This window comes from Sphingobium sp. KKT206 (genome assembly GCF_055640555.1).
On sequence record NZ_CM145764.1, the window covers coordinates 430,479 to 453,586 of the forward strand.

Below are 23,108 nucleotides of genomic sequence, written 5' to 3' on the forward strand. Positions count from 1 at the left end.
CATTGCAGCATGGCGCGGGCGTTAAGCCCGCGCTTCCGTGCCAATCCCCGCACTATTATGCCGCAACGCGGTCAACACCGTGTCAATGATCGCATCGGCATCCAGCCGCGCATCGGCATATTGTTTTTCGGGCTTGTCCTGATCCTGGAAAATGTCGGGCAGGCGCAAGGTGCGGATCTTCAGCCCCGCATCGGTCAGCCCCAGGTCGCTCGCCAGCGTCAGCACATGCGCGCCAAGGCCACCGATCGCACCTTCCTCGATCGTCACGGCAACCTCATGGGTCGCCAGCAACCGGCGGATCATCGCTTCATCGAGCGGCTTGGCGAAGCGCAGGTCGGCAACGGTGGTGGACAGCCCCTTGGCCTCCAGCACCTCGGCGGCCTTGAGTGCCTCCTCCAACCGCGTGCCGAGCGACAGGATCGCCACCTGCCGCCCTTCGCGCATGATCCGGCCCTTGCCGATTTCCAGCCGTTCAGGCGTCTGTGGCATCGCCACCCCGGTCCCATTGCCGCGCGGATAGCGCAGCGCGATCGGCCCGCTATCATGCATCGCGGCGGTATGCGTCATATGCACCAATTCGGCCTCATCCGCCGCCGCCATCACCACCATATTGGGCAGGGTGGCGAGGTAAGTGACGTCGAAACTGCCCGCATGGGTCGATCCATCCGCGCCGACCAGCCCGGCCCGGTCGATCGCGAAACGCACCGGCAGGTTTTGGATCGCGACATCATGCACCACCTGGTCATAGGCGCGCTGCAGGAAGGTCGAATAAATGGCGCAGAAGGGCCGCATCCCCTCCGCCGCAAGCCCCGCCGCGAAGGTCACCGCATGTTGCTCGGCAATGCCGACGTCGAAGATGCGATCGGGGAAGGCGAGGGCGAATTTGTCGAGGCCGGTGCCCGACGGCATGGCCGCGGTAATCGCGCACAACTTCGGGTCACGCTGCGCCTCGGCGATCAACGCTTGGGCAAAGACATTGGTGTAGCTTGGCGGGCCGGGCGGGGCTTTTGCCTGCGTGCCCGTCACCACATCGAACTTTTGCACGCCATGATATTTGTCGTCGGCAGCCTCGGCCGGGGCATAGCCCTTGCCCTTCTTGGTCACGACATGGACTAGGCACGGCCCCTCGGCCGCGTCGCGCACATTTTCCAGCACCGGGATCAACTGGTCGAGATTATGACCGTCGACCGGCCCGACATAATAAAAGCCCAGTTCCTCGAACAAGGTGCCGCCCATCGCCATGCCGCGCGCAAACTCGTCGGTCTTGCGCGCCGCATTGTGCAGCGGCCGGGGCAGCTTGCGTGCCAATTTCTTGGCGAGATCGCGCAGCCCCAGAAACTCCCGACTCGACACCAGCCGCGCGAGATAGCCCGAAAGGCCGCCCACCGGCGGCGCGATCGACATGTCATTATCGTTCAGGATGACGACTAGCCGATTGCCCGCCGCCTGCGCATTGTTCATCGCCTCATAGGCCATGCCCGCCGACATCGCGCCGTCGCCGATGACGGCGATGCCCTTGCCGGGCCGGTCCTGCATCTGATTGGCGATGGCAAAGCCCAAGGCGGCGCTGATCGAGGTCGAGCTATGCGCCGCGCCGAACGGATCATAATCGGATTCGGCCCGCTTGGTGAAGCCCGACAGCCCGCCACCCTGGCGCAAGGTGCGGATGCGGTCGCGCCGCCCGGTCAATATCTTGTGCGGATAGCATTGGTGGCCGACATCCCACACCAGCTTGTCGCGCGGCGTGTCGAACACATAATGGATCGCCGTGGTCAGTTCCACCACGCCCAGCCCCGACCCTAGATGGCCGCCCGTCACACCCACGGCGGAAATCACTTCCTGCCGCAATTCATCGGCCAGCTGCCGCAACTGTTCGGGCTTCAGGGTGCGCAGGTCAGAAGGCCAGATAACCTGGTCGAGCAACGGCGTTTGCGGGCGATCATTCATGAAAGGGATAGACTCATATAGGCGCTGGAGCGGGTGGGCGAACGGCGTAAAGCCGCGGTCACGCCGCGCATTTCGCGCAGGTGCCCAATATCTCGATGACCGGTCGTTCGGGCTTGAAGCCTTCCTGCTCGGCGACGGCACGGACCTGGTTGGTCACCTTGTCGTCATCCAGATGCGTCGCCTGCTTGCAATTGCGGCACACCAGGAAGATGCAGTCGTGATGACAGCCCGGATGCGCGTTGGCGATATAGGCGTTGGCGCTTTCCACCCGCATCGCGATATTGTTCGTCACGAACAGGTCGAGGATGCGATAGACGCTGTTGGGCGCCACCCGCTTGCCCCGCGCCTTAGACACCGTATCGGCAATGTCATAGGCGGATGCGGGCTTTTCCTCGGCCGACAGCGCATCGAAAATGGCGGCGCGCATCGGCGTCCACTGTTCGCTCTGGGCTTCCAGCGTGCGGCGCGCGGCGTCGGCCAATTTGGTGCCGGTCGGCTCAATATGATGATGTTTATGGTCGGCCATCGGACCAATCTAGGCCGGGGCGGGGCCGGGGGCAAGGGCAGGCTGTCAGCGCTGCCCGAACTGCCATGCCGCCCATAGCCAGCCGCCGATCATCAGCACGCCGCCGATCGGCGTGATCGCCCCCAGCCAGCGCGGCGCGCCCAGCGCCATGGCATAGAGCGTCAACGCAAAGATTGCCGCGCCGATCAGCAGCAGCACCGCCGCCCCGCGCGCCACGCCCATGATCGCGATCGCCGCGACGGCATGGATCAATTGATAGGTGCCACCGGTGCGCAGCCATTCCACCGCTTTGGGATCGCTCACGCCATGCGCGCCGAACGCGCCCGCGCCAATGGCGAGCGCAGCGGACAGGGCCGCCAGAACAGCAATCATGTCTTTTCTCCATCGCCGCGGGTCAGCAGCCGCATCCCCTTGCCGGGGCGGTAGATCAGATCCTTGGCCGCGATCAGGTCACCATGCTCGATCTGCAACGCCAGCCGCTGTTCGTCATTGGCGCGATATTGGCGCTCGACCTCCTCGACTTCCTCGTCGGGCACGCCCAGCGCCTGCATCGCCTGCACCCCCATGCAGATCGCCGATTCATAGACTTCGCGCACCACCCCGGCCAGGTCCATATTCTGCAGCGCCAGCAATTGCCTGCGGTCGAACGCCCGCACCATCAGCGCGGCCTGCGGAAAGGCCTCGGCGATCGGCTGCAGCGCGCGGCTGTCGAGCGAAGGATCGTCGATGCAGAAGGCGATCAGCCGGGCATCGTCGGCCCCGGCGCGATGGAGCAGGTCGATGCGCGTGCCATCGCCATAATAGACTTTCGTGTCGAACCGCTGCGACACTTCGATCTGGGCGGGCTTCTTGTCGATCGACACGACGGCAAAGCCATGGCCGATCAGCATTTGCGCCACCGTCTGCCCGAATCGGCCATAGCCAACGATGATCGCGGTGCCGCGCGGTGCCTCGTCCGGGCCGGGCAGGTCAGCGCCATCGCGCGACGCGGCGAACTCGAACCGGCGAGCGAACAGCATCAGGAACGGCGTCGTCGCCATGGAGAAGGTGACGATCGCGCTGAACAGGCTCGACGCTTCGGGCGCGATCAGCATCGCGCTCTGCGCCTGCGCAAACAGCACGAATCCAAATTCGCCGCCCTGCGAGAGTAGCAGCCCCGCGCCCAGCGCCGGTCGCCAGTCCATGCCGAACAATCGCGCGAGGCCAGCGATGATCGCCGCCTTGGTCGCCACCAAAATCAGCGCCATGCCGATGACGAACACCGGATTGGCCGCGACGGTCTTGAGGTCCAGCACCATGCCGACCGCCAGGAAGAAAAGGCCGAGCAGGATCGAGCGGAAGGGTTCGACATCGGCTTCAATCTCATGCCGATAGGGCGAATCGGCCAGCATCACGCCCGCCACGAACGCCCCCAGCGCGGTCGAGAGATGCAGGCTGTGCATCAGCGCCGCCGCCGCCAGCACGGTGAACAGCCCCACCACCACGAACAATTCGCGTTCGCCCAGCCGCCCGACCAGCCCCAGCAAGGGCCGCAGGATGAACCGCCCCGCTAGCACGAGGCCCGCAATCGCCGCGACCGTATAGCCCGCCAACACCCATCCCGGCGGCCCGGCCGCATCGGCAGGATTGCGCGACAGCGCGGCGATGATCGTGATCAGCGGCACGATCGACAGATCCTGAAACAGCAGGATCGAAAAGGCTTTCTCACCAAAGGGCGAGTTGATCCGGCCGCTGGATTTCAACCCCGGCAACACCTGCGCCGTGGACGACAGCGCCAGCGGCAGGCCAAGCGCGATCGCCGCGCCCCAGGTGAAGCCGGTGGAATAGAAGATGATCGCCGTCAGTACGCAACCGCACAACACCACCTGCGCCAGCCCCAGCGCAAAAATGTCGCGCTTCAACCGCCACAGCCGCGCCGGATGCAGTTCCAGGCCGACGAGGAAGAGCAGCAGCACGATGCCGATTTCAGCAATCGCCAGCTTCGATTCGCCGCCGCCGACCAGCCCCAGCCCTTGCGGCCCGACCAGCGCACCCGCCACCAGATAGCCCAACACCGCACCCAGCCCGAACCGGCGGAACAGCAGGACGAACAGGACGGCGGCCCCCAGCAGGATGACGCCTTCCGACAACAGCATGTCGGTGGCGCTGACCGGAACGGGCAGGGGGGCAGGCACGCTCTGCATCAGGCGTCCGCCATCCGCGCGGCTTCGGCTATCGCTTCAAAACCCAGCCGAATGGACGCATGGCGCGCCGGATAGCCGCGCGCCGGGGCCAGCACCGCCAGGCCCGGCCAGAAATCCAGATCCTCGCTCGCGCCCGACAGATAAGCGGTCAACTTGTCGCGCGCCTCGGCGAGTTCATCCGCGCTCATCCCGATCGCCTGCGCCGCCATCAGCGACGCCGAAGCCTGCCCCAGCGCGCAGGCCTTTACGTCCAGCCCTATCTGCGCCAACCGCCCATCCGCCATCGCCACATCGACCACGATCCGCGACCCACAGGTCGGCGACCGCTTCTCCACACTCGCCTGCGGTTCGGCCAAGCGGGCATGGTGCGGGATGCTGGCGGCAAGCCGCAATATGTCTTTGTTATACAGGGGAGCGCTCATCCCATCCCATGTAGGACAGGATCGTCGCGGGGTGAAGGCGGGGAATAGGGATGCGGGAAATAAGCCGGCAACACGCAATCCTGATGGCCCCTTCCAATGTAGGAAAATCCCTGATCTAACCCGCCGGTGCATCAGCCGCCCGCCACCTCCGACCCCAGTCAATCCCTGTCGCGTCACCGCCGCGTCAGAGTGACCCAACCGGCGCGTCACAGGCGCGAACCTGTCGCGTCACCGTCGCGTCGCGGCGGCTTCCCCGTCGCAATTCGCCCGAATCCTCCCCAAAAATCACGCCTGCGACATTGTGAACTTCGCCCTGTCGCGTCAGCGGCGCGCCGCGCACATCCCTTCTTGCCGCCCCCCAAGCAAATCCATCGCTTGCCTGCGCGCCGTCACCGCCTATCTCTCCCCTCACCACGAATCGCAGCCGGAAAGCCCCGTTCATGACCGCCACCCACTCGACCCGCATGCTCATCCTTGGTTCCGGCCCCGCCGGTCTGTCCGCCGCCATCTATGGCGCGCGCGCTGGCCTCGCGCCGATCGTGGTGCAGGGGATGCAGCCGGGCGGTCAGCTCACCATCACCACCGATGTCGAAAATTATCCGGGCTTCAAGGATGTGATCCAGGGGCCATGGCTGATGGAACAGATGCAGGCGCAGGCCGAACATGTCGGCGCCAAGATGATGTATGACCAGATCGTCGATGTCGACCTGTCGCAGCGTCCCTTCCGCCTGACCGGGGATGGCGGCATCGTCTATGTCGCCGACACGCTCGTCATCTGCACCGGCGCGCAGGCGAAATGGCTGGGCGTCGAAGGCGAGGAGCATCTGCAGGGCAAGGGCGTGTCCGCCTGCGCCACCTGCGACGGCTTCTTCTATCGCGGCAAGAAGGTCGTGGTGATCGGCGGCGGCAATACCGCGGTCGAAGAAGCGCTCTACCTCACCAACCACAGCCATGACGTCACCCTGATCCACCGCCGCGACACGCTGCGCGCCGAAAAGATCCTGCAGGAACGGCTCTTCGCCCATCCGAGCATCAAGATATTGTGGAACAAGGCGGTCGACAAATTCGTCGGCGGCGGCACGCCCGAGGGGCTGGTCGGCGTCGACCTCATCGACACCGTCACCGGCGAACGGTCGCATGAACCCACCGACGGCGGTTTCGTCGCGATCGGCCATCACCCCGCGACCGAATTGTTCACCGGCAAGCTGCCGATGGACGAAGGCTATCTGCTGGTCGACAAGGGCACCACCCACACCGCCATCCCCGGCGTCTTCGCTGCGGGCGACGTCACCGATAAAATCTACCGCCAGGCCGTAACCGCCGCCGGCATGGGCTGCATGGCCGCGCTCGATGTCGAGAAGTTCCTGGCCGAAGCGGACTTCGAAGCGATGGCGGCCGAATGAAATGATCTCCGTTCGTTTCGAGCGAAGTCGAGAAACGAGGCAGAGCCGAGTTCAGCGACGCTAAACGCTTCTCGACACGCTCGAAGCGAACGGACCTTATTGGGAGACCTTACCCCGCGCAAAGGCCACCAGCGACCCGAATGTCTCGAACGTATCGCCGTCTATATCGTCATCCTCGATCAGGATATCGAAGCGATCCTCCATCTCGGTCAGCAGCCCCGCGACCGCCATGGAATCCAGTTCCGGCAGCGCGCCGAACAACGGCGTGTCCGCCTCGAACGCATCGACCCGCTCCTGGGACAGGCCCAGAACGTCGCGAAGCAATGTCCGCGTCAGACGGTCGATGCTATCGGCCTGATCGACCGGCGAAGGATGATTGGCCCGCATAAGGGCGCTTTCCTAGTCATTCATGCCCTATCCGACAAGCGCGGAAATAGCCGTCCGCGCCGCCGGCAGCCAGCTCGATGCAAAGCGCGGGTTGAAGGCGTCGATCCGGTGCAACGCGATCCGCTCCTCCATCCAGTCGGCCTTATAGCCATTGTCACCAGTGCCATAGTCGATCAGCGCGACCCGATCCTGGTCGATGGCCTGCGCAAACATGGCGTGGCTTAACAAGGTGCCGGGCGACCCGGCATCGTGGGCGCGATCATGGGAGAGTTTGTGAATAAGCGCGACGCCATGCTCCACCGTCCAATATTGCGTCGCCACCGCCCGCCCGTCGAGCCGCGCAAAGCCCAGCCGCAACGTCCCCGCATCGCTCTCCCGTTCCGCAAGCGCGCGCAGGAAGGAAAGCCCCGGTTCCGCCGCCTTCCAGCTACGGTCATGCACATCGACATAGTCCTGCCACAGATCGTCGGTCAGCCGGTCGCTGATGGAGAGCGTATAGGGACTATTGCGCGCCTTGCGCCGCACCAGCGTCCGCAACCGCCCCGGCCGCGCCGCCCAATAGGTCGCGAAATCGCGTCCCGCCGGGCGCAGCAGATAGCGCCCCCCCATCGGCCGCGACAGCGCAAACCAGCCCGCCCGCCGCAAACTGGCGCGCAGTGTGCCACTATCCTCCAGCGGATAAAAATCCATCTGGCCATGCCCTGCCAACAAATGCCGCGACAGCGCATCGAGCAACCGACCCTGTTGCACCGCGTCGGGGTCGCCCAGAAATATCGGCGCCCAGGCAAAACTATACCAATTGGCCAGCGCAGACACGCGCCGCGCTTCCGGCTGCATCAGGACCATCCACGCCTGCACGCCCATATCCTCCGCCACCAGCACGCGCACCGGCGCGGCGGCAAAGCAATGCTGATGCAGCAGCGCATACCAGTCGAACCGGTCGAACAGGGAAGGCATGGCCATCCGATCGGCACGGCCCTGCAGCGCGTGCCCGACTTCGGCCAGGCTGTGATATTCCCTTGTCGTCGGCAACCGACTATCTCCGCAACCAGAAGAGGAACGCTTAGGTGCAAAGTCTGGAAATGGAGTTAAGCCCGACAGGCCCGTCTGCGGGCAGCCTGCCGATCGATCATGTCCTACTGCGTGGCGATTCGCTCCGCCCGGCGCTGGACGGGCGATCGGGCACTTATACTTTCGCCGAACTGGAAGAAACGCTGGGACGGCTGGCGGGCTGGCTGGCCGGGTTCGGGCTGGAACCGGGCGCGCGCGTCGCGAGCTGGATCGCCAAGGGGCCGGTCGCAGCCTTGATGCCGCTCGCCGCGCCCCGCGCGGGCCTCGTCCATGTGCCAATCAACCCGTTGCTCAAACATGCCCAGGTCGCCCATATCCTGTCCGACAGCGGAGCCGCGATGCTGATCGGCACAGCGCCGCGACTCGACAGCCTGTTGCCCAGCGACGTGCCGCCCGATTGCCATCTGCATCGGGAGGAGGACGCCGCCTGCGCCATGAGCGGCGGCGATCCGATCGGCCCGTCCGACGCTGCGCCCGACACGCTGGCCGCCATCCTCTACACCAGCGGATCGACCGGACGGCCCAAGGGCGTGATGCTCAGCCATGCCAATCTCTGGCTGGGCGCGGTCGCTGTGGCCGATTATCTGGGGATGGGCGCGGACGACCGGACCGCCTGTGTCCTGCCGTTCAGCTTCGACTATGGCCAGAACCAGCTCTTCTCGACCTGGACCGCGGGCGGCTGCGTCTATCCGCTCGACTATCTGACCCCGCGCGATGTGATGAAGCTGGTCGACCGACGCGACATCACGACGCTCGCCGGGGTGCCGCCGCTCTGGGTGCAACTGACCGAACTGGACTGGCCGCCGGAGGTCGCCGCCAAGCTCAAGCGCCTGACCAACAGCGGCGGCGCGCTGACCCGGCCGCTGGTGGCGAAGCTGCGCGCCCTGTTCCCCCGCGCTGACCTCTATCCCATGTATGGTCTGACCGAAGCCTTCCGCTCCACCTATCTGCCGCCCGCCCTGGTGGACAGCCACCCTGATTCGATGGGCTGCGCGATCCCCTTTGCCGAAATCCTCGTGCTGCGCCCCGATGGCAGCGTCACGGACGATGACGAGCCGGGCGAGCTTGTCCATTGCGGCCCCTTGGTGGCGCAGGGCTATTGGCGCGACGCCGCCCGCACCGCCGAACGCTTCAAGCCCGCGCCTTCGGCCTCCCGCTATGGCGGCATGGCGGTCTGGTCGGGCGACACGGTGCGGCGCGATGCGCAGGGACTGCTCTATTTCGTCGGTCGCGACGATGCGATGATCAAGTCGGCGGGCAACCGCATCAGCCCGACCGAGATAGAGGAAGCCGCCGTCGCCGTCGCCGGTGTCGCCGAAGCGGTGGCGCTGGGGGTGAAGGATGATCGGTTGGGCCAGGTGGTCCGGCTGCTGCTCCGCGCCGACGATCCGGCGGTCGCGCAGGCGGTCGTCGCCCACCTCAAAAGCGAACTGCCCAATTATATGCAGCCAAGGGACATCCTTGTGCTGAACGAATTTCCCAGCAATCCCAACGGCAAGACCGATCGAGTCGCCCTCACGCACCAACATGGTGCTCCTGCGAAAGCAGGAGCCTAGGGTGAGGCGGGTGACCTATCGCCCTGGACTCCTGCTTTCGCAGGAGCACATATGAAGCTGAGAGGGTTTTACAGATGAAGCCGATGGGACCGATCCCGCCCTGGTTCGCGGGCGAGGAGGGCATGTTGCTGATCGGCGGCTATGGCGCGGCCAGCCTGGTGGATGAGGCAGGCGACACGCCGCTCTTCGCCTATGACATGGCGATCGTTGAGGCGCAGGTCCGGCGCTTCCGTGCCGCGATGCCGTCCGCCTTGCACCTTCATTACGCGATCAAGGCCAACCCCTATGCTCCCTTGCTTGCCCGCATGGCCGAGCAGGTCGACGGCTTCGACATTGCGTCAGGCGGCGAACTCGCCATGGCGCTGGCGGCGGGCATGGACCCGGACCGGATCAGCTTTGCAGGGCCTGGCAAGCGCGACGACGAACTGACCGCTGCTATCTTCGCTGGCGTGACGATCAACCTGGAGTCCGAAGGGGAGGGGCGTCGCGCGCTCGCCATCGGCCAGCGGATCGGCAAGACCCCGCGCGTCGCGGTGCGGGTGAACCCCGACTTCCATCTCAAAGGCTCCGGCATGCGGATGGGCGGCGGGGCCAAGCCGTTCGGCGTCGATGCCGATCGCGCGGCGGCGCTTGCCCACGCGATGATCGACGGCGGAGCCGACTGGCGCGGCTGGCACATTTTCGCGGGCTCGCAAAATCTCGACGCCATGGCGATCATCGAGACGCAGGCCGCCACCCTCGCGCTGGCGGCGCGGCTGTCCGAAGCGGTCGGCGCATCGCCCCCGCTGGTCAATCTGGGCGGCGGCTTTGGCCTTGCCTATTTCCCCGGCGACGTCCCGCTGGACATCCGCCCCATCGGTGTCGCCCTCGACAGCGCGCTCGACACGCTGCCCGATATCCTCAAACCTACCCATTTCGCGATCGAACTGGGCCGGTGGCTGGTCGGGGAGTGCGGCGTCTATCTGACCCGCGTCATCGACGTGAAGGTCAGCCAGGGCGAAACCTTCGTCGTCGTCGATGGCGGCTTGCATCATCAACTTGCCGCCAGCGGCAATTTCGGCACCGTCGTCCGCCGCAACTATCCGATCGCCATCGCCAACCGGTTCGGCGCGGACCCGGCGGCCGATCCCGTGACCGTCGTCGGCTGCCTCTGCACCCCGATCGACCGGCTCGGCGACAAGGTGGCGTTACCCCCGGTACAGGAAGGCGACCTCATTGCCATCTTCCTTGCAGGGGCCTATGGCGCATCGGCCAGTCCAACCGCTTTTCTTGGCCATCCAAGTCCTCGTGAAGTTTTACTTGGCTGAATTACTCTGCACATAACTCCTAACGGTATCTTTACCCTTTGACGGCATGAAGAGGTCCGAAGCCCTGTGCTGAACGGCCTTGCCACCCCTCTTTGGCGGCCGGTCGCGCAAGGCCGCACAAAGAGGTGAGAATATGCGTTTCCTGTCCGTTTCCAGGCTCCTGATCGGTGCATCCTTGCCCGCCGTCGCCCTGTCGGGCTGCGCCACGGTGCCTGCCGGGCCGCAACTGCCCCCGGCATCCTTCGTGTCGACGCAGGAAGGACCGGGCGAGGAATATATCATCGGCCCGCTCGATGACCTCACCATCTTCGTGTGGCGCAATCCTGAACTGGGGGCCAAGGTCCAGGTGCGGCCCGACGGGCGCATCACCACGCCGCTGATCACCGACATGCCGGCCGTGGGCAAGACGCCGCGGATGCTGTCGGACGACATCAAGCTGGCGCTCACCAAATATATCGAAAATCCGCTCGTTTCGGTCATCGTCAACAATTTCAGCGGCACGTTCAGCCAACAGGTGCGGATCGTTGGGGCGACCGACAAGCCCGCTTCCATTCCCTATCGTGCCAACATGACCTTGCTCGACGCGATGATCTCGGTCGGCGGCTTGTCCGAATTTGCCGCAGGCAACCGCGCGCGTCTGGTCCGCTTCGACAAGGATAGCGGCAAGCAAAAGGAATATCAGGTCCGGCTGAACGACCTTCTCAAGAAGGGCGACACGCGCGCCAACGTCATGCTCGCCCCCGGCGACGTCATCATCATCCCTGAAAGCATGTTCTGATATGGCCGGTCTCTACGACGAATTGCTGGTCCTGCTCCATGGCATATGGAGCCGCCGCTGGATCGCGCTGGGCGTCGCTTGGGGCGTGGCCATGCTTGGCTGGCTCGGCGTGGCGCTGATCCCCAACAGCTATGAGTCCAAGGCGCGGGTCTATGTCAGCACCCAGTCGCTGCTTGAGGACAAGGTCGGCATCACCCAGGTCCAGTCGCAGCAAGAACTGGAGCGCGTGCGCAGCACGCTGGCGAGCGCCGAAAATCTCGAAAAGGTCGTGCGCGAAACCGATCTGTCGCAGGGCGTCTCCGGCCCGCGCGATGTCGCCGCCAAGATCACGACGCTGCGGGAAAATATCACCGTGATGGCGCAGGCCGACCCCAGCATGATCGACATCAGCGCCGTATCGGCTGATTCGAGCCTGTCGGACGGTGCGAATGCCCGCATCGCGCAGCAGGTGGCGCAAAAGCTGATCGACATCTTCCAGGAAGAAAATCTCTCCGGCGACCGCACCCAGACCCGGCAGAGCCTCGCCTTCCTCGACCAGCAAATTGCTGCACGCGGCAAGCAGATGGAGGCCGCTGACCAGCGCCGCGTCGAATTTGCCCAGCGTTATGTCGGGCTGTTGCCCGGCGCAGGCTCCATCAGCCAGCGCATGGACGCCGCCCGGACAGAGATCAACCAGATCGATTCGCAGCTGGTGCAGGCGCAAAGCGCTTTGAGTGCGATGAACGGCCAGCTGGCGGGCACCCCGCAAAGCCTGCCGGGCGTCGGCGCGGCGGGCGGCCCCTCGGCGCTTAGCCAGGCCCAGTCGAACCTTGCCGGGATGCGCGCGCGCGGCTGGACCGCGAATCATCCCGACGTGATCGCGGCGCAACGCGAAGTCGATGCCCTGCGCCGTCAGGGTGGCGGCGGCAGCGCGGGCGGCGGCGGTGGCACGCCTAATCCCGCCTATCTGTCGATCAAGTCGATGCAGGCCGAACGCGCCGCCACGGTGCAGGCGCTCTCCACCCGCAAGGCACAGCTCCAGGCCGACCTCAACGCCACGATGGCTAAGCAAGTCGACGAACCCGGCATCGCATCGGAGCAAGAAAAGCTCGACCGCGACTATGAAGTGCTCAAGACCCAATATGACAAGCTGCTCGCCGACCGCGAGGAAATCCGCCTGCGTGGCGAGGTGAAGTCGGAAACCGGATCGGTCCAGTTCCGCGTCATCAACCCGCCCAGCGTCCCCACCGCGCCGACCGCACCCAACCGGCCGCTGCTGCTGCTCGGCGTGCTGATCGTCGGCATCGGCGCGGGTGTCGGCGTCGCCTTCGCCATGGGCCAGCTCAAGGGAACATTCCCCACCGCCGCCCGTCTGGAACGCGCCATCGGCCTGCCGGTCGCCGGATCGATCAGCCAGGCGGTCAGCGCGACGCAGGTCGCCGTCGAAAAGCAGCGGATGAAGTGGTTTGCGGGCGCCAGCGGCGGTCTGGCGGCGGTCTGCCTGCTGCTGATCGTCGTCGAATTTGTCCAGCGCGGCATGGCTTGAGATGTGGGCGTGAAGGAACCAGGAAACATGAACCAGCATAGCCCCATCAAAGGCGGTTCGCTGATCGAGCGCGCCACCGAAATCTATGATTTCAGCGCCGCGCTGCGCGGCCGCGCCGCGCCTGCGGTCGCAATGCCAGCTGATGCCCCGCCGCTGGCCGAGCCGGTCGCCATCGCGCCCGCCGCGCTGGCCCCGGTGCCGACGGGCTTCCGCGCCTTGCCCTGGACCGGCCCCATCCAGCCGATCGACCGCATCGCGCTCGCGGAAGCTGGCCTGCTCCAGCCCGACGGCCCCGTCACTGCGATGAGCGAGGAGTTCCGCCTGCTCAAGCGCGACCTGCTGGCGCAGCTACAGGATAATAAGCGCGGCAACCGCATCCTCGTCTGTTCGCCCCATAGCGGCGATGGCAAGAGCTTCTGCGCGATCAACCTGGCGCTCAGCCTCGCGGCCGAAAAGGACCGTGAAATCCTGCTGATCGACGCCGATTTCGGCAAGCCCGGCATCCCCGCCGCGCTGGGCCTCGATGCTGGCCCTGGCCTCATGGACGCGCTCGCCGATCCGATGGTGGCGATCGAGGATTGCGTGATCCGCACCGATATCCCCTCGCTCTCGATCCTCCCCGCCGGACAGCGCAGCAACGCGGACACCGAATTTCTGTCCTCCGCGCGCACCGAACAATTGCTCGCGCGCCTGACCGAGGGACGGCCCGACCGCATTCTCGTCTTCGATTCGCCGCCGCTGCTCGCGGCCTCGCCCGCTGCCGTACTAGCCAGCCATGTCGCCATTGCCCTGCTGGTGGTGCGCGCCGACAAGACCAGCGAAGCCGCCGTGCGCGATGCCGTCGGCCTGCTCAAAGGCGGGGCGCAGGTCCAGCTTCTGCTAAACGCCGTCCGCTTCACCGGCGGCGGCCGCCGTTTCGGCAGCTATTATGCCAAGGGGGAACCCCGCTCATGACTCGTTTCTGGATTGGCGGCGCATCGCTGGTCGCGCTGGCCACCGCCGCCGCGCCCGCGCTGGCGCAGGATACGGACCGCCGCATGGACGTCACGCCCTATATCGGCATCGATCAGGTCGTGACCGGCCCGCTCAAGGGCGGCGGCGACGTGTTGACCTATACCAATGTCACCGCTGGCCTGACCGCCGAAGTGCAGAACCGCCGGGTTGAGGCGGTGGTCGATGTCCAATATAATCACAGCTTCGGCTGGAGCAGCCAGGCACCCGACCAGGACGTGCTGAGCGGCATCGCCAGCGCGCGCGTCAACCTGGCGCGCGGCCTCTCGCTCAATGCTGGCGGCTTTGCGACGCGGGTGCGGACCGATGGTCTGTCGGGTGCGACCTCGCTCAACGACAATAGCTTCACCAGCCAGGTCTATGCTGGTTATGTCGGCCCGTCCTACACGACGCAGGTCGGCGATTTCACCGTCAACGGCTCCTATCAACTGGGCTATGCGCGGGTCGAAGACAGCGTCAACGCCGATTTCCTGGGCGGGCAGGGCGGCTCCTTCGCCGATAGCTGGACGCACAGCCTGTTGGGGTCGGTCGGCTTTGCCCCCGGCACGCTGCTGCCCGTGGGCCTCACCGCCAGCGCGGGCTATAATCGCGAAGACGCCAGCCAACTCGACCAGCGGTTCGAAAATGCCTGGGGTCGGCTCGACGCCACCCTGCCGGTCTCGCGCACCGTCGCGCTGATCGGCGGCATCGGCTATGAAAAGATCGAGATCAGCCAGCGCTCGCCGCAACGCGCGGACGATGGCACACCGTTCATCCGCAACGGCCGCTATGTCACCGACAAAAGCTCGCCGCGCGCGCTCATCTATAATTTCGACGACATCATCTGGGATGCGGGCGTCCTGTGGCGGCCCAGCCGCCGCACGTCGCTGACCGCGCGGGTCGGCGAACGCTATGGCGGCATGACCTATCAGGGCAGCTTCACCTGGCAGGGTCAGGACAGCAGCTTCGGTGTCATGGTCTTCGACGGCATCGACAGTTTCGGCCGCATGATCATGGCCGATGTCGCCGCCGTTTCGGGCAGCAGCCTCAATGTCGTGCGCAATCCCTTCACCGGCGACCTCACCGGCTGCGCCTTCTCGACCACCGGCGGGGGCCAATGTTTCAACGATTCGCTGTCGGGCATCACTGACGCCAATTTCCGCTATCGCGGTGTCGCGGCGCAATATGCGCTGCGGCGTGGCCCATGGGGCTGGGGCCTTGGCGCTGGCTATTCGCAGCGCAAGTTCATCACGCCGCAGGGCCAGAGCGTGCTGATCAGCGGATCGCGCGACGAAAACTGGTATGGTAACGGTTCGGTCAGCTACATGTTCAACGACAGCGACAGCATGGATCTGGTCACCTACATCAACTATTTCGATGCCAGCGGCGATCGGCCGGACGTGCTGAACTTCGGCGCGTTCACCAGCTATTATAAGAGCCTGACCCGGCGCTTGTCGGCCTCGGCCTCGGTCGGTGTGGACGGCGTTCAAGCGGACGATTTCGAAACCATCATCAGCGCGTTGGGCCAGGTCGGCCTGCGCTACAGCTTCTAACGGGTCGGCCTGGGGAGACGAAGATATGTATGATCAATTCTACGGATTGCAGGGTCGCCCGTTCCAGCTGACGCCGGACCCGCATTATTATTTCGAAAGCGCCACCCATCGCAAGGCGCTGTCCTATCTCGGCTATGGCCTGGCGCAGGGCGAAGGCTTCATCGTCATCACCGGCGACATCGGCGCGGGCAAGACCACGTTGGTCGGCCATCTGATGCAGACGATCGACCCTTCGCGTCTCACCGCGGTCAAGATCGTCTCGACCCAGGTGCAGGGCGACGACATGCTGCGCCTCGCCGCGCAGAGCTTCGGCCTCGCGACCGAAGGCATGACCAAGGCGGCGACGCTGCAACAGGTCGAAGCCTATCTCCACATGCAGGCGCGCGCCGGACGGCGCACCCTGCTGATCGTGGATGAGGCGCAGAATCTCGCCGTCTCGGCGATAGAGGAACTGCGGATGCTGTCCAATTTCCAGTTGGGCGGCCAGTCGCTGCTGCAGATTTTCCTGCTCGGCCAGCCCGAATTTCGCGACCTGCTCAAATCGCCGCAGCTCGAACAATTGCGCCAGCGGGTCATCGCGACCCATCATCTCGAACCGATGATGGCCAATGAAGTCGAACCCTATGTCATTCACCGCCTGACCGTGGCGGGCTGGGACGGTCGCCCGATCTTCAGCCGCGACGCCTTTGCCGCACTCTATGCCGCGACCGGCGGCGTGCCCCGTCGCCTCAACGCACTGGTCAGCCGCGTCCTGCTGATGGGCGCGATCGAGCAGTTGGAAGCGATCGACGCCGATGTGGTGCAGGCGGTCGTCGCCGATATGGGTCTCGACATCGACGTCACGCCAACGGCGATGACGCCCTCCGCGCTGGACGACGTCGAAGATGTCGAGAACGACAGCACCCCAATCGCGCCGGAAGTCGAAGCAGAAGCCGAAGCGGACGTGGCAGACGACATCGCACCGCTCGAATTGGAAACAGTCGAAGAAGCGAACGAGATCGTCGCCGAAGTCGAGGAAGAGCAAGATATGATCGACGCGACTTGGCCCTTGGCCTCCGACCCACAGGATGCCGAGATCGAAGACGCGCCGATCGCGCTCGAAGACAGCCCCGCACAGGATGACGCTACCCTTGGCGACTTCACCTCGCCCTACGACCAGCAGGACTGGTCGATGCAGCGTGCGCCTTTCGCGCCGCCTGTTGGGGTGGAAGCCATCGAAGAGGATGACGATCAGCTCGAAGCCGACGTCGTCGAAGAATTGGCCGACGAACTCGACGCCAAGATCGCCGACCTGCACGAAGCCGAAGCGGAACAGCCCGACACCATCGACGCCCAGGCCGTCGAAACGCTGCGCCACGACATGCTGGGCGAGATCGAAGCGCTGCGCGCCGAAATCGCCTCGCTGCGCGCGGTGCAGGCGCATGTCCCCTTCGTCCCCGCCCAGACCATCGATCCCGAAGCGCTCAAGGATTGCTTCACCCTGATCGAGGAGCGGCTGTCGTCGCTGGAATTCCGCGCAGAAGAACAGGACACCGCACTGCGCCGCGTCCTGACCCTGCTGGTCGATTGGGTCGAACGCGAAGATCGCATGGCGGGGGTGACGCAGGACAGCGTCGCCGCCTGACTGCAAGACGCGCTGGGATCACCGGAATGATGCAGAACGCCCTGTCGGTCGATGTCGAGGACTGGTTCCAGGTCGGGGCGTTCGAGCGCACGATCCGTCGCGCCGATTGGGACGGGCTGACTCACCGGGTCGAGGGCAATACCGACGCCGTGCTGGACCTGTTCGCGCAGGCGGACGTCAGGGCGACCTTCTTCACCCTGGGCTGGGTGGCGGAACGCTATCCAGCTTTGATGCGGCGCATCGCCGACGCGGGGCATGAAGTCGCCAGCCATGGCTATGACCATGCCCGCGTCTTCACCTTCACTCCCGAAGCCTTCCGCGCCGACCTGCGCAAGGCGCGCGCCATATTGGAGGATGCCAGCGGTCAGGCCGTGACCGGCTATCGTGCGCCGAGTTTCTCGATCGACACGCGCACCCCTTGGGCGCATCCCATATTGGCGGAGGAAGGCTATCGCTATTCCTCCAGCGTCGCGCCGATCCGGCATGATCATTATGGCTGGCCGGAATCGCCGCGCTTCGCCTGGAAACCCGTGTCGGGGTCCGATCTGGTCGAACTGCCGGTGACGACGGCTAAACTGGGCAATCGCACACTGGCCGCGGGGGGAGGCGGCTTTTTTCGTCTGCTGCCCTATGGCTTTTCGCGCTGGGCGATCCGGCAAGTCAATCATCAGGCCGGGCGACCTGCGATCATCTATTTCCACCCGTGGGAAATCGACCCGGACCAGCCGCGCGTCGCTGACGCACCGCTGCGCTCTCGCCTACGCCATTACAGCAACCTGTCCGTCATGGCGGCCAAGCTGCGCAGCCTGACGCGCGACTTCGCCTGGACGCGGGTCGATGCGCTGGCCGACGCCGAAGCGGCACGCGCGTCCTGACCATGGGGCAGTCCGCCACCCTCTTCGTCACGATCATGGACCTGGCCGACCCGGCACAGGCGCGGGCGGTTGACGCCTATGTCATGGCTCATGCCGACGGCACCCCCTTTCACCGCCCGGCCTGGTTGCTGGCCGTGCAGGACGGCACCGCCAATCCGGCCCTGCTACTCGCAGCGGTCGGCCCTTCGGGCGGCATCAGCGGGCTCTTGCCGCTGCATCATGTGCGCAGCCGCCTGTTCGGCCAAGCGCTCGTTTCGACCGCCTTCGCCGTCGATGGTGGTATATTGGCTGACAATGATCGCGCCGCCACGGCCCTCGTCAGGGCGGCGGAAGATCTGGCGCGCGATCGCGGCGGCCTGTCGCTGGAACTGCGCGGCGGCCCGGTGCCCGGCGGAGCCTGGGAACAGCGCGCCGACCAGCATGTCGGCTTCGTCCGGCCGATCGCCGCCGACGACGACGCGGAACTGCTCGCCATACCGCGCAAGCATCGCGCCGAACTGCGCAAGGCGCTGGCGAACCCCGCCTTGGCGATCGACATCGGCCGCAGCCGCCAACATCTGCGCGACCATTATCGCGTTTACGCCACCAGCGTCCGCAACCTCGGCACCCCGGTCTTCCCCGCGCGCCTGTTCCGCGCCGTGCTGGAGCGGTTCGGCGAGGATGCGGACATATTGATCGTGCGCAATGGCGACCGGCCGGTATCCGCCGTGCTGACTCTCTATCATCGGGGGCGGGTGATGCCCTATTGGGGCGGTGGCGTCGCCGACGCACGGCGGCTGCGCTCGAACGAAATCATGTATTATCGCCTGATGGGCCATGGCCGCGCACGCGGCATGACGATGTTCGATTTTGGCCGGTCAAAGGTCGGCAGCGGGCAGGCGGCCTGGAAAAAAAGCTTCGGTTTCGCGCCCCATCCTCTGGTCTATCATGAATGGGCACCCGATGGCGCGCGGCGGGACGTGAACCCGCATAGCGAAAAATATCAGCGCCGCATCGCGCTGTGGAAACGGCTGCCGTTGCCGGTCGCCAATCTGGTCGGCCCGCTCATCGCGCGCGGCCTGGGATGATATCTGGGATTTATGCTATGCCGGTCCATGGGGTCGGCTGGGGTCGGGGGGATTAGGACGCCGTGTTCATGCAAGGGATAACCGAGGTCGGCCTCATCGTGGAAGAGGCGCGCCTTACCGACACGGCGGAGGTCGCCGCGATCGACGCCTGGGTGCGCGCGCATCCGGCATCGACGCCGTTCCAGCGCCCCGGCTGGATCATGGGGGTCGAACATGGCACGGGTCAGAAAGCCCGGATGCTGGTCGCACGGCTCGGCAGTCAGATCGTCGGCGTCTTGCCGCTCACCTATATCCGCTCGATGTTGTTCGGCCGCGCCCTCGTCGGCAGCGGCTTCGCGGTCGATGGCGGCATCCTCACCACCCATCGCAAGGCCGGTGAGATGCTGGCCGACGCCGCTTGGACGCTGGCCGAAAAGCTCGGTTGCGCCACGCTCGAACTGCGCGGCGGCGAAGCGCCAGCCGGTCTCGCCTGGCAGGCAAAGGCCGACGCCTATCTCGGCTTCTCGCGTCCGCTCGCTGCCGACGATGAAGCGGAACTCAAGGCTGTCCCCAAGCGCCACCGCGCCGAAATCCGCAAAGGCCTAGCCAACGACCTGACCTTCGAGAGTGGCCGCGACAGGCGGCTGCGCGACATCCATTACCGTCTCTACGCCCATAGCGTTCATCATCTGGGCACCCCGGTCTTTCCCCGCGCCCTGTTCGACGGTGTGCTGGATCGCCTTGGCGATGACGCCGACATCGCCCTCGTGTCGAAGGACGGCACGCCCCTGTCGGCGGTCATCAGCCTCTATCATGGCGGCGCGTGCATGCCCTATTGGCATGGCGCGGCGGAAGGCGCGCGGACGATGCGCTCGAACGAAGCACTCTATTTCCTGCTGATGCGCCAGGCGCGCGAACGCGGCTGCACGACCTTCGATTTCGGCCGGTCAAAGGTCGGCACCGGCCCCGCCGCCTGGAAAAAGACCTGGGGCTTCGAAGGCGAACCGCTCGGTTATCATCTTCGCACCGCGCCGGGCAAGGAGACGCGCGACGTCAATCCGCTCTCGCCCCAATATCGGCGCAAGGTCGAATATTGGAAGAAACTGCCCGAAAGCCTCGCCACGCTCATCGGCCCGCATATCGCGCGGGGCCTTGGATGACGGGCGACATCCTCTTCCTCTGCCATCGCATCCCCTTTCCTCCGGACAGGGGCGACAAGATCCGCTCGTGCAACCTGCTCAAGCGCTTGGCGCAGGTCGCCCCCGTCCATGTCGGCTGCTTCGCCGATGATGATCGCGACATGGGCTTTGCCGGAGAACTAGCCGCCATCGCGCAGAGCCACTGCCTGCTGCGGCGCGACAGGTCCAGGATCGTGGCGGGCCTTACCGGCCTCGCCAAGCGCGAACCCTTGCTCGTGTCGCTGTTCGACCATCCCGGCCTGCACCAATGGGTCGCCCAAACGCTCACCGACCGCCCGATCCGCGCGGTCGTCGCCTATTCGGCGCAGATGGCGCATTTCGTCCCCGCTCTCCCGCCAGGCACCCGCTTCCTGATGGATTTCGTGGATTTCGATTCGGCCAAATATGCCGCCTATGGCGCGCAGGGGTCCGGCCCAATGGGCTGGATCAACCGGCGCGAAGGCCGCGTGCTGCTCGACTTCGAACGCAGCGTCGCCGCCCGCGCCGACATCTCCACCTTCGTCAGCGAAGCAGAGGCAGCGCTGTTCCGCGCCGCCAGCGGCCTTGGCCCCGACCGGATCGTGCCGCTCGAAAATGGCGTCGCACTCGACTATTTCGACCCCGCCGCTGATTTTCCCCCGGTGGATCATGGCGACGGCCCCTTGCTCGTCTTCACCGGCCAAATGGACTATCGCCCCAATGTCGAGGCGGTCGAAAGTTTCGCGCGCCAGACCTTGCCCGCCATCCGCACTGTTCATCCCAACGCCCGCTTCGCCATCGTCGGTCGCAACCCGTCCAAGGCCGTCGAAGCGCTTGCCGCCCTGCCCGGCGTGATCGTCACCGGCGGCGTGCCCGATGTGCGCGGCTGGCTGGCGGCGGCCGATATCGTCGTCGCCCCCTTGCGCATCGCGCGCGGCATCCAGAACAAGGTGCTGGAAGCGATGGCGATGGCCCGCCCGGTCGTCGCCTCGCCTCAAGCCGCCGAAGGAATCGACGCGCAGGATGAAATGCACTTCCTGATCGCCGCCAACCCGGCCGAAGAAGCCGCGAAGATCAACGCCTTGCTCGCCGATCCCGCCCGCGCCGCGCAACTCGGCATCGCCGCCCGCGCCGGGATGGAGGCCCGCTACCGCTGGTCTGCCACGCTCGCGGACCTGCCCGACCTGCTGTTCGGTCCCCAAGCGGACAGCCGCGCCGCATGACCGGACAGACGCTGTCGATGGCGCGCACCCCACTTGTTGATCTGACCGGATGGCGTGGCCATTTGACCGCGCTCGGCGTCGTCGCCTTCGCGATCCTGGCGCTGTTCTTTGACGATGTGCATTCGATGGTGTCGATCTGGTGGCATTCCTCCACCTTCGGCCATTGCCTCTTCATCCCGCCGCTCATCGCCTGGCTGGTCCAGCAACGCCTGCCCGGCCTGCGCCAGATGGAGCCGGTAGCCTGGACGCCGGGCCTCCTCTGGCTGGGCCTTGGCGCGCTCGCCTGGCTGCTAGGTGCGGCGGCGGGCGTGGCGATGGTTCGCCATGGCGCGCTGATCCTGATGCTCCAAGGCGCGACCGTCGCGCTACTTGGCCCAGCGGTGGCGCGCGCACTCATCTTCCCACTCTTCTACGCTTTCTTCATGGTGCCTTTTGGCGAAGAACTCGTGCCGCCGCTGCAATTGGTGACAGCGCAACTCACGATGCTCTTCCTCGACCTGTCCGGCGTGCCCGCGCATATGGAAGGCATCTTCATCACCACGCCGACGGGCTATTTCGAAGTGGCGGAGGCCTGTTCTGGCGCGAAATTCCTCATCGCCATGACCGCCTATGGCGTTCTCGTCTGTAATGTCTGTTTCAAAAGCTGGCCGCGCCGCATCATCTTCTTGGGCGGCGCGCTGCTGCTCTCCATCCTCGCCAACGGCGTGCGCGCCTTCGCCACTATCTTGGTCGCGCATTTGACCACCATCGATGCGGCGGTCGGCTTCGATCATGTCGTCTATGGCTGGGTCTTCTTCGCGATCATCATGGTCGTGGTGATGGCCACCGCCTGGCCCTTTTTCGATCGCAAGCCCGGCGACCCCTGGTTCGACCCGCAGCGCCTGCAAAGCCCCGTCGCTCAAACCGGATCGGCAGGGCGGATTGCGGGCGTTGCACTGGCCCTGATCGTCGCCGCGCCGCTGTGGCTCGCCGCCACCGCCGCCAATGCCGATCCCTTGCCCGCGCGCATCGACCTGCCCTCGGTGCCCGGCTGGACGCGCAGCGCGACGCCGATGGCCTATCCGTGGAAGCCGCGCTTCGACGGCGCGGACCATGCCACCCTAGGCCGCTATCGCAATGCTGACGGCCAGATCGTCGATCTCGCCATCATCGCCTATGAACGGCAGGACGAAGGCCGCGAACTGGTCGGCTTCGGCCAGGGCGCGGCTGATCCCGATGGCCAATGGGTCTGGTCCTCGCCCGCACCTGCGCCACGGGGCGCGCGCGGTGAACAGGTCACCGCCCCCGGCCCGGTCGTGCGTCAGGTGGTGAGCTATTATGTCGTGGGCGGCAATGCGCCGACTGGCAGCCGCCCGCAGGTCAAGATCGCCACGATGAAAGCCCGGCTGATGGGCCAGGACCAGCGCGCCGTCGCCATCCTCATCTCCGCCGAAGAAGGGCAGGGGCGTCCCGCCGATGCGGCAATCCGCGCCTTCCTGACCAATATCGGCGACATACAGCTTTTGGCTGACCGCAGCGCGGGCATCCGCTAGGGA

20 protein-coding genes are annotated in these 23,108 nt (G+C 65.6%); 13 read left to right on the top strand and 7 right to left on the bottom strand.

The window, feature by feature from the left end; all coding sequences use genetic code 11:
* Positions 1-21 precede the first annotated feature (21 nt).
* From dxs to ACZ2HM_RS02120, 5 genes are read right to left on the bottom strand one after another with little or no spacing between them, the layout of a single operon-like run.
* A complete protein-coding gene (gene dxs, locus ACZ2HM_RS02100) occupies positions 22-1,947 on the bottom strand; it encodes a 1-deoxy-D-xylulose-5-phosphate synthase (RefSeq protein ID WP_069064879.1) in 1,926 nt (641 codons plus the stop codon).
* 58 nt (positions 1,948-2,005) lie between these two features.
* Positions 2,006-2,473, bottom strand: a complete 468-nt coding sequence (locus ACZ2HM_RS02105) for a Fur family transcriptional regulator (protein WP_037475183.1) — start codon at positions 2,471-2,473, stop codon at positions 2,006-2,008.
* A gap of 45 nt (positions 2,474-2,518) precedes the next feature.
* Positions 2,519-2,845, bottom strand: coding sequence for a DUF423 domain-containing protein (locus ACZ2HM_RS02110; protein ID WP_069064878.1), 327 nt, complete (start codon positions 2,843-2,845; stop codon positions 2,519-2,521).
* Positions 2,842-4,656 carry a cation:proton antiporter domain-containing protein gene (locus ACZ2HM_RS02115; protein ID WP_069064877.1) on the bottom strand — a complete coding sequence of 605 codons (1,815 nt, stop codon included), beginning with the start codon at positions 4,654-4,656 and terminating at the stop codon, positions 2,842-2,844. Before ACZ2HM_RS02115 ends, ACZ2HM_RS02110 begins: the two co-directional genes overlap by 4 nt.
* Entirely contained in the window at positions 4,656-5,078 is a 423-nt protein-coding gene (locus tag ACZ2HM_RS02120; RefSeq protein WP_470426102.1) for an iron-sulfur cluster assembly scaffold protein, read from the bottom strand. The genes ACZ2HM_RS02115 and ACZ2HM_RS02120 overlap by 1 nt, the downstream gene beginning before the upstream one ends.
* A 440-nt stretch (positions 5,079-5,518) precedes the next feature.
* On the opposite strand from ACZ2HM_RS02120, the gene trxB reads away from it, so the two are divergent.
* Positions 5,519-6,481 carry a thioredoxin-disulfide reductase gene (gene trxB, locus ACZ2HM_RS02125; RefSeq protein ID WP_037475172.1) on the top strand — a complete coding sequence of 321 codons (963 nt, stop codon included), beginning with the start codon at positions 5,519-5,521 and terminating at the stop codon, positions 6,479-6,481.
* A gap of 96 nt (positions 6,482-6,577) precedes the next feature.
* Here trxB and ACZ2HM_RS02130 read toward each other — a convergent pair whose 3' ends face one another.
* Together ACZ2HM_RS02130 and ACZ2HM_RS02135 are read right to left on the bottom strand one after the other, a co-directional pair.
* The gene (locus tag ACZ2HM_RS02130; protein ID WP_470426103.1) at positions 6,578-6,868 is read right to left on the bottom strand and encodes a phosphopantetheine-binding protein; all 291 of its coding nucleotides are present in this window, start codon (positions 6,866-6,868) and stop codon (positions 6,578-6,580) included.
* A gap of 27 nt (positions 6,869-6,895) precedes the next feature.
* On the bottom strand, positions 6,896-7,900 hold the full coding sequence (locus ACZ2HM_RS02135; RefSeq protein WP_470426104.1) for a GNAT family N-acetyltransferase: 1,005 nt from the start codon (positions 7,898-7,900) through the stop codon (positions 6,896-6,898).
* 50 nt (positions 7,901-7,950) lie between these two features.
* On the opposite strand from ACZ2HM_RS02135, the gene ACZ2HM_RS02140 reads away from it, so the two are divergent.
* The 12 genes from ACZ2HM_RS02140 to xrtA all read left to right on the top strand — a co-directional run bounded on the left by ACZ2HM_RS02140 (position 7,951) and on the right by xrtA (position 23,105).
* Positions 7,951-9,495, top strand: coding sequence for an acyl-CoA ligase (AMP-forming), exosortase A system-associated (locus tag ACZ2HM_RS02140; protein ID WP_470426780.1), 1,545 nt, complete (start codon positions 7,951-7,953; stop codon positions 9,493-9,495).
* 74 nt (positions 9,496-9,569) lie between these two features.
* Positions 9,570-10,802, top strand: coding sequence for a pyridoxal-dependent decarboxylase, exosortase A system-associated (locus ACZ2HM_RS02145; RefSeq protein WP_470426105.1), 1,233 nt, complete (start codon positions 9,570-9,572; stop codon positions 10,800-10,802).
* Positions 10,803-10,935: 133 nt separating this feature from the next.
* Entirely contained in the window at positions 10,936-11,580 is a 645-nt protein-coding gene (locus ACZ2HM_RS02150; protein WP_069064870.1) for an XrtA/PEP-CTERM system exopolysaccharide export protein, read from the top strand.
* A 1-nt stretch (position 11,581) separates the two neighbouring features.
* On the top strand, positions 11,582-13,105 hold the full coding sequence (locus ACZ2HM_RS02155) for an XrtA system polysaccharide chain length determinant (protein ID WP_470426106.1): 1,524 nt from the start codon (positions 11,582-11,584) through the stop codon (positions 13,103-13,105).
* 27 nt (positions 13,106-13,132) lie between these two features.
* A complete protein-coding gene (locus ACZ2HM_RS02160; protein WP_470426107.1) occupies positions 13,133-14,059 on the top strand; it encodes a P-loop NTPase in 927 nt (308 codons plus the stop codon).
* Positions 14,056-15,648, top strand: a complete 1,593-nt coding sequence (locus tag ACZ2HM_RS02165) for a hypothetical protein (RefSeq protein ID WP_470426108.1) — start codon at positions 14,056-14,058, stop codon at positions 15,646-15,648. The genes ACZ2HM_RS02160 and ACZ2HM_RS02165 overlap by 4 nt, the downstream gene beginning before the upstream one ends.
* Before the next feature lie 25 nt (positions 15,649-15,673).
* Entirely contained in the window at positions 15,674-17,272 is a 1,599-nt protein-coding gene (locus ACZ2HM_RS02170) for an XrtA/PEP-CTERM system-associated ATPase (protein ID WP_470426109.1), read from the top strand.
* A gap of 26 nt (positions 17,273-17,298) precedes the next feature.
* Positions 17,299-18,147 carry an XrtA system polysaccharide deacetylase gene (locus ACZ2HM_RS02175; protein WP_470426110.1) on the top strand — a complete coding sequence of 283 codons (849 nt, stop codon included), beginning with the start codon at positions 17,299-17,301 and terminating at the stop codon, positions 18,145-18,147.
* A 2-nt stretch (positions 18,148-18,149) separates the two neighbouring features.
* Positions 18,150-19,214: a FemAB family XrtA/PEP-CTERM system-associated protein gene (locus ACZ2HM_RS02180; protein ID WP_470426111.1), complete on the top strand. Its 1,065-nt coding sequence runs from the start codon at positions 18,150-18,152 to the stop codon at positions 19,212-19,214.
* A gap of 68 nt (positions 19,215-19,282) precedes the next feature.
* Positions 19,283-20,353: a FemAB family XrtA/PEP-CTERM system-associated protein gene (locus ACZ2HM_RS02185; RefSeq protein WP_470426112.1), complete on the top strand. Its 1,071-nt coding sequence runs from the start codon at positions 19,283-19,285 to the stop codon at positions 20,351-20,353.
* Complete coding sequence (locus ACZ2HM_RS02190; protein ID WP_470426113.1) at positions 20,350-21,573, top strand: TIGR03087 family PEP-CTERM/XrtA system glycosyltransferase; 1,224 nt, start codon at positions 20,350-20,352, stop codon at positions 21,571-21,573. The genes ACZ2HM_RS02185 and ACZ2HM_RS02190 overlap by 4 nt, the downstream gene beginning before the upstream one ends.
* Positions 21,570-23,105: an exosortase A gene (xrtA, locus tag ACZ2HM_RS02195; RefSeq protein WP_470426114.1), complete on the top strand. Its 1,536-nt coding sequence runs from the start codon at positions 21,570-21,572 to the stop codon at positions 23,103-23,105. The genes ACZ2HM_RS02190 and xrtA overlap by 4 nt, the downstream gene beginning before the upstream one ends.
* Positions 23,106-23,108 lie beyond the last annotated feature (3 nt).